General features: G+C 72.8%; 11 protein-coding genes. 4 read left to right on the forward strand and 7 right to left on the reverse strand.

From position 1 onward, the window contains the following. The first annotated feature begins 168 nt into the window (after nt 1–168). Both P696_RS0114920 and P696_RS45595 read left to right on the forward strand, forming a co-directional pair. Nucleotides 169–822, forward strand: a complete 654-nt coding sequence (locus tag P696_RS0114920; protein WP_026412972.1) for a response regulator transcription factor — start codon at nt 169–171, stop codon at nt 820–822. An 80-nt stretch (nt 823–902) separates the two neighbouring features. Beyond that, complete coding sequence (locus P696_RS45595) at nt 903–2,072, forward strand: sensor histidine kinase (protein ID WP_051467633.1); 1,170 nt, start codon at nt 903–905, stop codon at nt 2,070–2,072. On the opposite strand, the gene P696_RS45600 is transcribed toward P696_RS45595, so the two are convergent. Further along, nucleotides 2,002–3,357, reverse strand: a complete 1,356-nt coding sequence (locus tag P696_RS45600; RefSeq protein ID WP_051467635.1) for an aminotransferase-like domain-containing protein — start codon at nt 3,355–3,357, stop codon at nt 2,002–2,004. The genes P696_RS45595 and P696_RS45600 overlap by 71 nt on opposite strands. Nucleotides 3,358–3,829: 472 nt before the next feature. On the opposite strand from P696_RS45600, the gene P696_RS45605 reads away from it, so the two are divergent. Next, a complete protein-coding gene (locus P696_RS45605; protein ID WP_034484986.1) occupies nt 3,830–4,546 on the forward strand; it encodes a Crp/Fnr family transcriptional regulator in 717 nt (238 codons plus the stop codon). Nucleotides 4,547–4,628: 82 nt separating this feature from the next. On the opposite strand, the gene P696_RS0114940 is transcribed toward P696_RS45605, so the two are convergent. From P696_RS0114940 to P696_RS45610, 6 genes are all read right to left on the reverse strand, one after another. Next, complete coding sequence (locus P696_RS0114940) at nt 4,629–7,394, reverse strand: DEAD/DEAH box helicase (RefSeq protein WP_026412973.1); 2,766 nt, start codon at nt 7,392–7,394, stop codon at nt 4,629–4,631. A 163-nt stretch (nt 7,395–7,557) separates the two neighbouring features. Further along, nucleotides 7,558–8,433 carry a twin-arginine translocase subunit TatC gene (gene tatC / locus P696_RS0114945; RefSeq protein WP_026412974.1) on the reverse strand — a complete coding sequence of 292 codons (876 nt, stop codon included), beginning with the start codon at nt 8,431–8,433 and terminating at the stop codon, nt 7,558–7,560. A 68-nt stretch (nt 8,434–8,501) separates the two neighbouring features. Continuing rightward, on the reverse strand, nt 8,502–8,864 hold the full coding sequence (tatA, locus tag P696_RS0114950; RefSeq protein ID WP_026412975.1) for a Sec-independent protein translocase subunit TatA: 363 nt from the start codon (nt 8,862–8,864) through the stop codon (nt 8,502–8,504). Nucleotides 8,865–8,889: 25 nt separating this feature from the next. Next, nucleotides 8,890–9,111: a hypothetical protein gene (locus tag P696_RS0114955; RefSeq protein WP_034484989.1), complete on the reverse strand. Its 222-nt coding sequence runs from the start codon at nt 9,109–9,111 to the stop codon at nt 8,890–8,892. Nucleotides 9,112–9,133: 22 nt separating this feature from the next. After that, entirely contained in the window at nt 9,134–10,216 is a 1,083-nt protein-coding gene (locus P696_RS0114960; protein WP_084337532.1) for a helix-turn-helix transcriptional regulator, read from the reverse strand. Next, on the reverse strand, nt 10,213–11,277 hold the full coding sequence (locus P696_RS45610) for a helix-turn-helix transcriptional regulator (RefSeq protein WP_084337534.1): 1,065 nt from the start codon (nt 11,275–11,277) through the stop codon (nt 10,213–10,215). Before P696_RS45610 ends, P696_RS0114960 begins: the two co-directional genes overlap by 4 nt. Nucleotides 11,278–11,426: 149 nt before the next feature. On the opposite strand from P696_RS45610, the gene P696_RS0114970 reads away from it, so the two are divergent. Further along, nucleotides 11,427–12,506, forward strand: a complete 1,080-nt coding sequence (locus P696_RS0114970) for a DUF3866 family protein (protein ID WP_026412978.1) — start codon at nt 11,427–11,429, stop codon at nt 12,504–12,506. The last annotated feature ends 23 nt before the right edge of the window (nt 12,507–12,529 follow it).

Genomic DNA, 12,529 nt, shown 5'->3' on the forward strand with positions numbered 1-12,529 from the left:
TTCCCGCCGAGGACGCCCTGCCCGCGGCGAACCCCATTAGAGCGACGACCTGTTTAAGCTGGGTTTAAGAACTCCTGACCTGCGATAATCCGCCCCAGTGCGCTTTATCCCCGATTAATGCCCCGCACGCGATCATGTCCCTGGCCGAACGACCAGCGGAAGGACGACATGCGCATACTGATCGTCGAGGACGAGGAGATGCTCGCGGACGCCACCGCCGAGGGGCTGCGCGACCAGGCCATCGCCGTGGACGTCTCCTACGACGGCGAGGACGCCCTCTACCGCACCAGCTACAACGACTACGACGTCATCGTCCTCGACCGGGACCTGCCCGGCGTGCACGGCGACGACGTGTGCCGCGAGCTGGTGCGGGGCCCGAGCACCGCGCGCATCCTCATGCTGACCGCGGCCGACGAGGTCGACGACGTCATCGAGGGACTGTCCCTGGGTGCCGACGACTACCTCACCAAGCCGTTCGCGTTCGGGGAGCTGGTGGCGCGGGTCCGCGCGCTCGGCCGCCGCTCCGCGCCGCCGCTGCCGCCCGTCCTCGAACGCGGCGGCGTCCGGCTGGACCCGAAGGACCGCACCGTGACCCGCGACGGACGGCCCGTCGCGCTCACCAACAAGGAGTTCCTGGTGCTGGAGGAGCTGCTGCGCGCCGAGGGCGGGGTGGTCAGCGTGGAGGACCTGCTGGCCCGCGCGTGGGACGACCGGATCGACCCGTTCAGCAACGTCGTCCGCGTCATCGTCGCCACGCTCCGCAAGAAACTCGGCGACCCGCAGGTCATCCACACCGTCACCGGCGCGGGATACCGGCTGTGAAGCGGCCCGCCCCGAAACGACCCGCCCCGAGACGGCCCACGCTGAGGCCATCGTCCCTGAAGCGGCCGGCGGTGAAGCCGATGCGGCTCAGCCTGCGGACGCGGCTCAGCCTCGTCTACGGGTCGCTGTTCTTCGGCACGGCGGTCCTGCTGGTCGCGGTCACCTACCTGTTCACGGTGTGGGCGGTCAACGCCAAGTTCCACACGAGCCTGCCCGGACGGCAGCGTCCCGCCAACCAGCCGTACTTCTTCGGCGGCCCCGACATCGAGCACGAGCTGACCGAGCGCCGCCGGGAGATCCTGCACGGCCTGCTCCAGGTGTCGATCGTGGCCACCCTCCTGCTCGGCGCGCTCGCCTTCGTCATGGGCTACTACCTGGCCGGGCGGATGCTCCGCCCCCTGCACACCGTCACCACGACCGCACGGCGCCTGTCGGAGACCACCCTGCACGAGCGGATCGGCCTGGACGGTCCGCGCGACGAGGTGAAGGAGCTCGCCGACACCTTCGACCAGATGCTGGACCGCCTGCACCGGGCGTTCGACTCGCAGCGGCGGTTCATCGCCAACGCGTCCCACGAGCTGCGCACCCCGCTCGCCCTCAGCCGGACCGCGATCGAGGTCGTGCTCGCCCGTCCGGGGACCACCTCCGAGACCCGGCTGCTGTGCGACCGGCTGCTGGCCGCCAACACCCGGCACGAACGGCTCATCGACGGCCTGCTCACCCTCGCGCGATCCGAGCGGGAGCTGCGCAGCCCGGTGCCCCTGGACGTCCGGGACCTCGCGGCGGACGCGATCGGCCAGCTGCATCCGGTCGCCACGCGCGAGGACGTGACCCTGCACGCCGACCTCGCGTCCGGCCCCGCCGTGGGGGACCCGGTGCTGCTGGAGCGGTCGATCGTGAACCTGGTCGAGAACGCGATCCGCTACAACGTGCCCGACGGCCACGTGTGGGTGCGCTGCGGCGTGCTGGACGGCTCGACGTTCGTCGCGGTGGACAACACCGGCCCCGTGGTCTCGCCCGAGAACGCCGAGACGATCTTCAAGCCGTTCGAGCGCCTCCGCGGTCCCCGGCGCGGCGGCGAGCGCGGCGCGGGGCTCGGGCTGTCCATCGTCCGCGCGGTCCTGGAGGCGCACGACGGGACGGCCCGGGCGCGCCCCCGCGACGAGGGCGGCCTCACCGTCACCCTGCGGCTGCCGACCGCCCGGCTCCCGGCGTCGCCGCGCGCGGCGTCCGCGCGGTCTCGGCCGTGACGAACGCCTTCAGCCGGGCGATCCCGTCCGCGATCAGCTCCGGTTCCAGGTAGCTGGACGACAGGCGCAGCTGCCGGCTGCCGTCGCCGCCCACGAAGAAGGCGTCCATGGGCGTCCACAGCACGCCGAACTCCCCCGCCGACCGTTCCAGCGCCGCGTTGTCCGCGACGAAGGGGACGGTCAGCACGGTGAAGAACCCGCCTTCCGGACGGTTCCAGGTCACTCCGCAGCCAGGCGGGAAGTGTCGTTCCAGCTCGTTCAGGACGGTCTGGAGGTTGCGCCGGTAGAAGGCGATGCCACGGGCGTTGGCGTCCCGCAGCCGGCGGCCGTGCCGGATGAGCATCCCCCCGATGACGGCCTGGCTCAGCGACGGGGTGTTCACCGTGACCATGCTCTTGATCTTGGCGAGTTCGTCCGCCAGCAGGCCCCGCGGCCCCTCGGCCCCGGCGACGACCTGGTCGGCGAGCACGTACCCGAGGCGCGCGCCGGGGAAGCAGGTCTTGGCGAACGATCCGAGGTAGACGACCGAGCCGTCCCGGTCGAGGGACTTCAGCGTGGGCCGCGCGACACCGTCACGGCTGAAGAACCCGTAAGGGTTGTCCTCGATGACGACCAGTTCCGCCTCGGCCGCGACGTCCAGCAGCCGCCGCCGCGCGTCCACCGGCATGCTCGCGCCCGAGGGGTTGGCGAAGTCCGGCACCACGTAGAAGGCCCGGGGACGCCGTCCCTGGGCCACCTCCCGCCGCGCCACCGCCCGCAGGGTCTCCGGGTCCACCCCGTCCGGCCCCTCGGGCACCGGCACGACGCGGACGTCCAGCAGCCGCGCCGCCCCGGTGATCCCGATGTAGCACGGCGAACTGACCAGCAGCACGTCGTCGGGCTCGGCGAACAGGGCCCGCAGGACCAGGAACATCCCCTCCTGCGCGCCGACCGTGACCACGACCCCCTCGGCGTCGACCTCGATCCCCTCGTCGTGGGCCAGCATCTCGACGAGCAGCCGGTGGATCTGCCCCTTGGTCCGCCCGTACTGGAACAGCGAGGTCCTGACCTCGCGTTCCGTCCACCCCTGGTCCCGCAGGTGCCCCATGAAGGCGTCCAGGTACTCGTGGATCACCTCGGGTTCGAACAACTCCTCGTAGGGCCGCCCGGGCGCGAGCGAGATCGCCTCGGGATACCTGGAGGTGACCTCGTTCAGGAAGTTCATGGTGTCGAGCACCGGATCCGAGAGCGACCCGTGCAACGCCTCGGCCGCCACCGTCCACCGCGTCCGTTCCCCGACACCCACCGCAACCCCACCCACCGCGCACCTCCGGTTCAGGCCCCAACGCCACGGCGACGCTAACCGTCCCCACCTGTCCAAGTCACCGCCCGCCCCGGGCACGCCCCCTACCGAACCGGCACGACCGAACCGGCACGGCCGAAGAAGCTGACCCTGTGAGTCAGAAGACGCAGACGGAATGGGGCGGAAAGGGCAGCATCGAGGACGGGCGGGGTGTCTGCTGAGGGAGAGCGGGCGCCCGGGGGGCGTCCTCCGAAGGTCACCGAGTCGTCGTGGGAGGTTGCAGGGCAGGAGCCGCAGGAGCGCGCCCCGGCGCGACACGACGGTTCACCGGCGGCGCCGCGGCGACCGGTAGAAGCGGCCGGCGCCCGCGGCTCGGGCCTCGTCGCCCCACTCCCCCCAACGCCGCGGGCGCCGGTCTTTCCGTCCCGACACCGCGAGCCCCCTTCCCCGGGGAGGCTCGGAGAACGGACCCCCGTTGATCGACAGGAAAATCCCGGTGCGTCCCGATGATTTCTGGGGCGCGCTGACGGCCGCAGAGCGGGACGCGCTGCGGGCGGTGGCACGACCCCGGTCGTTCCCCGCCCGGACGCCGCTGTGCCTGCAGGGCGACGAGTCGGACCACATCATCGTGATCGAGTCGGGCTGGGTGAAGGTCGCCTCGGCCACCGAGGACGGGCACGCCGTGGTGCTCGCCGTCCGCGGGCCGGGCGACCTGGTGTGCGAGAGCGCCGTGCTGGGCGCGCGGCACCGGTCGGCGACGGTGACGGCGCTGTCGACCGTGCGGGCACGCGTGGTCCCGGCGGCCCGCTTCACCGCCTTCCTGGACGCCCACCCGCGGGTGTGGCGGCTGGTCAGCGGCACGTTCGTACGACGCCTGGACGACGCGGACCAGCGGGCCCGCGCGCACGTGGCGGTGCGCGGCGACCAGCGGCTGGCGCTGCTGCTGGCGCACCTGGCGGAGCTGTCGGCCCGGCACGCGCCGCCCGCGCCGGACGGCGGCGTCGACATCGCCCCTCCCCTGTCCCAGCAGGAGCTCGGCTCGTGGATGGACGCGTCGCGCGAGACGGTCGCGCGCGGCCTCAACCGGCTGCGCCAGGAGGGCCTGGTCCGGACCGGCTGGCGCCGCATCACCGTCGTCGACGTGCCCGGACTCCTGGAGTTCGCCCACCGCCCCGCCGACGACACCGAGTGACCGCCCGCACGCCATGGACGAGGCCGTGTGACCCGCGCACCGAACGCGTCACACGGCCGGCAGCACCGCCACGACCGCCAGGTCAGGTCACGGACGTGTACGCGACGACACCACGGCGCATCGCGTCCATCGCGCGCCGCGCGGTCTTGCGGATGTGGCTGTTCGGCTCCGCCGCGTCCGCGACCTGCCCGAGCAGGTCGAGCAGCTGCTTGACCGCGCGGACGAAGTCACCGGCGGTCATGTCACCGTCGAACAGCACCTCGTCCAGGTCGTCGCCCTTCGCCCACCGGTACGCCGTCCACGCGAACCCCAGGTCGGGCTCGCGCAGGAACGACACCTGGTTGTCCTTCTCCACCGCGTCCAGCTGCCCCCACAGCCGGATCATCCCGGCGAGGGCCTCCTGCACGGCGCCCGCGGGCGTGCGGGGCGCGGTCGCGTCGTCCGGCTGCCGCGACTCGTACACCAGCGCCGACACGCACGCGGCGAGCTCGGCGTGGTCGAGCTTCTCCCACAGGCCCTCGCGCAGCGACTCGGCCGTCAGCAGGTCCAGCTCGTTGTAGATGCGGCCGAGACGGCGGCCCTCGTCGGTGACGTCCTCGCCGTCGAGGTACCCGAGCTGCTGCAGGACACCGCAGACCCGGTCGAACGTGCGGGCGATCACCTGCGAGCGTCCCTCGACACGGCGGCGCAGCTGCTCGGTCTCCCGCTCGAGCCGGAAGAACCGCTCGGCCCAGCGGGCGTGGTCCTCCCGCTGGTCGCAGCCGTGCACGGGGTGCGCGCGCAGCTCGGCGCGCAGCCGCCCGATCTCCCCGTCGTCCCCCGTCGGGGTGTCCCGGACGCGCCGCCGGTCACGGGTGTCGCCCGACACCTTGTTCCGCAGCGTGGACGCCAGGTCGCGGCGCATCTGCGGGTTGCGCGGGCTGAACGACTTCGGCACCCGGATCCGGTCGACGGGCTCCACCGGCCGCGGGAAGTCGTGGATCGACAGCCGCTGCACCGACGCCCCCGCGGTCAGCACCAGCGGCGCGGCCCCGTCCGAACGCCGCCCGAGGCCCGGGTCGAGCACGACCGCCAGGCCCGAACGCCGCCCCGACGGCACCAGGATCACGTCACCGGGACGCAGGTGCTCCAGCGACCGGGCGGCCTCGGCGCGCCGCGACGCCGACCGTTCCCGCGACAGCTCCGCCTCCCGGTCCGACAGGCGGCGGCGCAGCGCCGCGTACTCCATGAAGTCGCCCAGGTGGCACTCGGCGGCCTTGGCGTACCCGGCGAGCGCCTCCTCGTTCTTGCGGACCTGCTTGGCCAGCCCGACCACGGCCCGGTCGGCCTGGAACTGCGCGAACGACTGCTCCAGCAGGTTGCGGGCGCGTTCGAACCCGACCGCGCCGACCAGGTTCACCGCCATGTTGTAGGACGGCCGGAAGCTGGAGTTCAGCGGGTAGGTGCGGGCCCCGGCGAGCCCGGCGAGCGACGCTGGCTCCACGTTCGGCCCCCAGACCACCACCGCGTGGCCCTCCACGTCGATGCCGCGGCGTCCGGCACGCCCGGTGAGCTGCGTGTACTCGCCCGGGGTCAGGTCGACGTGCGCCTCGCCGTTCCACTTGTCGAGCTTCTCGATCACCACGGTGCGGGCGGGCATGTTGATGCCGAGCGCGAGCGTCTCGGTCGCGAACACCGCCTTGATCAGCCCGCGGGTGAACAGCTCCTCGACGATCTCCTTGAACCTCGGGAGCATCCCCGCGTGGTGCGCGGCGATGCCCCGCTCCAACGCCGCCAGGAAGTCGTGGTAGCCGAGGACGTGCAGGTCGGAGGGGTCGAGGTCGTCGGTGCGCAGCTCCACGTGCGCGCGGATCTCCTCCGCCTCCTCCTTCGAGGTCAGCCGCAGCCCCGCGTGCAGGCACTGCAGGACGGCCGCGTCGCAGCCGTTGCGGGAGAAGATGAACGTGATCGCGGGCAGCAGCCCCGCCCGGTCGAGCCGCTCCACGACGTCCGGGCGCAGCGGCGGCCGGAACCGCTGCGGACGCGGCGCGCGACGCCGCCCGGTGCGCCGCCCCTGGTTCACCTTGGCGCGCCGCACCTCCTCCACGGCCATCCGGGTGAGCTGCGGGTTCAGCTTCGCGCGGCGCCCCTCGCCCTTGCCCTGCTCCACGAACAGGTCGTACAGGCGGGTGCCGACCATCATGTGCTGGAACAGCGGGACGGGCCGGAGCTCGTCGACGATCACGGCGGTGTCGCCGCGGACCTCCTGCAGCCACTCGCCGAACTCCTCGGCGTTGGACACCGTCGCCGACAGCGCCACCAGCCGCACCGACTCCGGCACGTGGATGATCACTTCTTCCCAGACCGCGCCGCGGAACCGGTCGGCGAGGTAGTGCACCTCGTCCATCACCACGAACGCCAGCCCCGCGAGGGTCTGCGACCCCGCGTACAGCATGTTCCGCAGCACCTCGGTCGTCATCACCACGATCGGGGCCTCGCCGTTGACGCTGTTGTCGCCGGTGAGCAGCCCGACCTTCTCCGGCCCGTAGCGGCGGACGAGATCGGCGTACTTCTGGTTCGACAGCGCCTTGATCGGGGTGGTGTAGAAGCACTTGCCGCCGCCGAGCAGCGCCAGGTGCACGGCGAACTCCCCGACCAGGGTCTTGCCGGAGCCGGTGGGGGCGGCGACCAGGACGCCGCTGCCGGCCTCCAGCGCCCGGCACGCCTCGATCTGGAACGCGTCCAACTCGAAGTCGTACAGCGTCCGGAAGTCCAGCAGGGCGGGCCCGTTCCCCTCGGTGCGGGCCCGGTAGGCCCGGTACCGCTCCGCCGGGGACTGCTCGACCGACTGCGTGTCGGGGGTGCTCATGTCTCCGAGCCTACGGTTTCGCCCGCCCGGATTCCCAATTCGGGGCCCAACATCTTCACTCGGACGATCTTCCTACACCGGACGGGCGGCCCGCCTCCGGTTTTTCCGGAGACCGCCGCCCGCACAGGAGACCACCCACCGGCGATCTCCCGCCGGAGATCACCTACTGGAGATCGCCGCGCCCGCCCCGGCCGCCGCTCTCCAGCTCGGCGTCGATCCGGTCGAGGTCGAGCGGCGCGGCCTCGTCGTCGGCCAGGCCCGCGTACGGGTCGGGGGCGTTCGCCCGCCGCCGGTCGTTGAAGTACGCCAGCAGCTCGGCGACCTCGAACAGCACCACCGTGGGGATCGCGAGAGCCAGCATCGTGAACGGGTCCTGGCTGGGCGTGGCGACCGCCGCGAACACGAAGATCCCGAAGATCATCATGCGCCGGAACCGGCGGATCGCGCTGTGCGGCAGCACCCCGGCCATGTTCAGGATGATCACGAACAGCGGAAGCTCGAACGCCAGCCCGAAGATCAGCAGCATCGCCTGCGCGTAGCCGAGGTAGGACTCCACGCCGACCAGCACCGTGGAACTGCCCGGCGCGAGCCCGATGAGGATCTTCAGGCCCTTGTCCATCGTGACGTACGCCAGGGCCGCGCCCGCCACGAACAGCGGCACCGCCGCCGTGATGAACGCGTACGTCCACCGCTTCTCCCGCTTGTACAGGCCGGGGGCGACGAACGCCCACAGCTGGTACAGCCAGATCGGGGAGGAGATCACCGCGCCCGCCAGCAGCGCGACCTTCATGTGGATGAAGAACCCGTCGAAGATCCCGTGGACGACCAGGTCGCACTTGTGGTTGATGCAGTGCTTGGGGTCGATCCGGGTGAACGGCTCGGTGACGAAGTTCCAGATCGGGGTGAAGAACAGCCAGCCGATGCCGGTGCCGACGGCCAGGCCGAGGATCGCCTTGATCAACCGGTTGCGCAGCTCACGCAGATGCGCCATGAGCGGCATCCGACCCTCGGGGTCGACGGGCTGCCTCTTGAGCTTCATGGTGGGCAATCAGGGGTCGGGGAGCGGCGCGCGGCCGGTCCGGGCGGAAGCCGTGGGGGCGGGAACGGTCAGCCGTTGGCGCGGTACTGGCCGCGCTCGACCGGCACGCCCTCGATCGGCTCACCGGACGGCAGCGCGCCGGGACGCCGCTCGGACGCGGCCGCCTCGCGCTCCAGCCGGGCCGCCTCCTCACGCAGCCGCGCCGCGCGGTCACGCGCGTCGTCGGCCGGTGCGGCGGTCGCGGCGGCCTGGGGCTTGTCGGCGGCGGGCTTCGGCTCCTCGTCGTCGTCGACCAGACCCTTGGTCTCGGCCTTCAGGATGCGCGCGGATTTGCCAAGGGACCGCGCCAACTGCGGCAGCTTCGCCGAGCCGAAGATCAGCACGACGATCAGCAGCAGAATGAGGATCTCGGTGGTGCCCAGTCCAGCCATGTCAGTCCTTCTCAGCAGGTGGTACTCACGACGATCGTACGCCCTCGCCGGAGTCCGCAGGGGCGCGGGCGTCCCGCAGGTCGTCCACCTCGGCACGCAGCGCCGAGTGTTTCGGTTCGAGCCTCCGGCGCGTCCGCTCGAGTTCACGTGCCAGACGGCGAACGCCCAGCCACAGGCGGAAGGAACACCAGGCCAGCACCGCCAGCCCGGCGAACCCCAGCGTGACCGCGATCACCGTCCATGTCATCCCACCCACGGTAGCCGACCCCTCACGCCAGGTCGTACAGGGCGAGGGCACGCGCGGCCTCGCCCCGGACGGCTCCGGCGAGTGACGGCGGCGACACGATCCGTCCCTGGTCGCCCAGCCGCATCGCGAGCGCCCGCACCCACCGGGTGTCGGGGGTCCGCAGCACGATCCGCAGCCGCCCCTCCCCCAGCTCGGTGACCGACTCGCACGGATAGGAGTCGGCGACCCACCGGCCGCGCGGCGTCAGCTCCATCGTGACCACCTCGTCCTGCGGAGACGGACGGAACAGGCCGGCGTCCACGTCGATCGGCTCCGCGTCGTCCGGCACGTCCGCCGCGACGTCCAGCACGGCCAGATCGGTGACCCGGTCGAGCCGGAACAACCGGACGGCCTCGGCGCGACGGCACCAGCCCTCCAGGTAGGTGGTGCCCTCCACCACCAGCAGCCGCATCGGGTCCACGTCCCGCTCGGTGTTCTCGTCACGGGTCGGCACGTAGTACGTCAGGTGGACGCGACGCCGCCCGTCGATCGCGGAACGCAGCCGCGCGAGCGTGTCACCGCGCGTCTCCACCTCCACCGCGACCTTCCCGGCGGCCTGCGCCGCCGCGCCCGCCGCGTCCTCCAGCTTCGCGATCAGCCGGGACAGCGCGTCCCGGTCGTGCAGCTCCGGCAGGCCCGCCAGCATCCGCAGCGCCACCAGCAGCGCCGCCGCCTCGTCCGCCTTCAGCCGCAGCGGCCGCGCGATCGACTCGGCCTCGGTCACCGTGATCTCCCCGCCCTCGTAGGACAGGTCGATCGGGCAGTACGGATCCGGCGCGCGCAGCTCCACGCACCACAGCATGTTCAGGTCGTCGATCAGCTGCTTCTCGGTCACCCCGAACGCGGCGGCCGCCTCGTCCAGCGCCACCGCGTCCCGGTTCACCACGTACGGGACGAGCGCCAGCAGCCGCGCCAGCCGCCCCGTGGACGTCGCGCCGGGCCGCTTCCCCGCGTCGCCCTTCCCGGCGTCGCCCTTCGCCACGTCGGCTCGCGCCACGTCGCCCTGGACCACGCTGTTGCGGGACGCGCCGTCCTGAGGCGCCGCGCCCGTCTCGATGCCGCTCATCGCTCCCCCGCCCGCGCCGCGTCGCCGTCCACGCCCACGGCGGCCTTCACGGCCGTCCCCGCGTCCACCGACGCATCGGCGGCCGCGTCGGCCGTCTCGTTCGCCGCCAGGACGGCCTTCAGGTGCCCGATCACCGCGTCCCGCAGATCCGGCGGATCCAGCACCACCACATCGGCCGCGAACCGCGCCAGGTACGGCGCGAACCGGTCCAGGTCGCGGAACGTCAGCTCCGCCTCGTCCCACGCGCCGTCACCGACCGGCCGCACGTGCCGCGCCCACCGGCGCGGCCCCTGCGCCGCCCCGGCACGCAGCCGCACCGTCGCCGGACGCGGCTCCGCCGTCTGGGCGTCACGGTCGAACGCGATCGCCCGCACGTCCGCGTCCTGCGGCACGGTCACACTGCCCGCCGGACCATCCGGACGCACCTGACCGGCGATCCGGCTCAGCCGGAACACCCGCGGCTCGCCCCGGTCACGGTCGTGCCCGACCACATACCAGCGGCCCCGCCGGCTCACCACGCCCCACGGCTCCAAGTGCCGCCGCGCGCCGTGCGTACGGCCCACACCCTGGTACTCGAACGTCACCGGACGCCCGTCACGCACCGCCTCCCACAGCGGCGCGAACGCCGGATCCGCGGTGTCGACGCGCGGCTCCACACCGACCGCGGTCGGCACGTCGGTCTCGACCCCGGCCGCGCGCAGCTTCAACAGGGCGCCGGACGCCGCGTCCGCCATGCTCGCCCGCTGCCACACCCGCGCCGCCAGGCCCAGCACCGCCGCCTCGTCCGGCGACAGGTGGATCTCCGGAAGCTCGTACGCCTGCGGCGGGATCCGGTAACCGATCTCCTCACCGCCCCCGCCGGACGCGTCGCTGCCGACCTCGAGGGGCACGCCGAGCTCGCGCAGCTCCTCCTTGTCGCGCTCGAACATCCGCTTGAACGCCTCGTCGCCGTCCGGATACCCCGGAACGGCCCTGCGGATCTGCTCGGCCGTCAGGTAGCGCCGCGTGGCCAGCAGGCAGACCACCAGATTGAGCAGGCGCTCGGTCTTGCGCCGCGACACTTCGCCACCACCTCTTCCGCGTCCGAATCCCTCGTGCATGGGGGCGCGCGCACCGGCCGTCCGGCCGCCCGCGCGTCCCGTCGCGCCTGAGCCGGCGCCCGAGCGCGCCGTCTCGTCGCCGCCCCCAGGAGGACGCTACCGTCTCCGGTGTGATCCGATGGCGCGAAGGCACAGTACGAGGCATCCGGCGCGAATGGCCCGGAGCGGTCGAGTTGGACGTCACGGTCGGGGGCGACGGAGACTGCCGCGCCCTGGCCTACCCCGCGCTCGTGGGCAGACCCGAACCGGGCGACACCGTCCTGCTCAACACTACGGCCTTGGCGATGGGTCTGGGGACCGGAGGCTACGCGATGGTCACCGCGATCCCCGACCGCCTCCCGCCCGACCCGACCGGCCCCGGCCACCTCGTCAAGGCCCGCTACACCCCCCTGCAGGCCACCGTCCTCGGCGTCGACGAGCAGGACTCCCCCCACCACGCCCTCCTGGAGGACGCCGACTCCCTCACCGGCATGCCGGTGATCGTCGCCGACCTGCACTCCGCGCTCCCCCCGATCCTCGCCGGCCTCCTCGCCGACCGGCCCGGAACCCGCGTCGTCTACGTCATGCCGGACGGCGGCGCGCTCCCCGCCTGGTTCTCCATGTCCATCGCCAAACTCAGGGACGCCGGCGCGCTCGCCGCGACCGTCACCGTCGGGCAGGCGTTCGGCGGCGACCTGGAGGCCGTCACCGTCCACACCGGGCTCCTCGCCGCCCGCCTCGTCCTCGACGCCGACGTCGTCATCCTCGCCCAGGGCCCCGGCAACCTCGGCACCGGCACCCGCTGGGGCTTCTCCGGCGTCTCCGCCGGAGAAGCCGTCAACGCCGCGTCCATCCTGTCCGGACGCCCCGTCGGCTCACTCCGCGTCAGCGAGGGCGACGCCCGCGAACGCCACCAGGGCGTCTCCCACCACAGCCTCACCGCCTACGGACGCGTCGCCCTCGCCCGCGCCGACATCCCCGTCCCCGAACTCGGCGGCCCCTTCGGCGAACGCGTCGCCGCCCAGGCCGCCTCCCTCGGCGACCGGCACGACCTGATCCCCGTCGCCGTCACCGACCTCCGCGACGTCTGCGCCGCCGCCGAGCAGGACTGGGGCGTCCGCATGTCCACCATGGGCCGCAAACTCGACGAGGACCTCGCCTACTTCCTCACCGCCGCCGCAGCCGGACGCCACACCGCCGCACTCCTCTAGACCGCCCGTCCTCGGGGCGTCCC

The organism is Actinomadura oligospora ATCC 43269, assembly GCF_000518265.1.
GTDB lineage: Bacteria > Actinomycetota > Actinomycetes > Streptosporangiales > Streptosporangiaceae > Spirillospora > Spirillospora oligospora.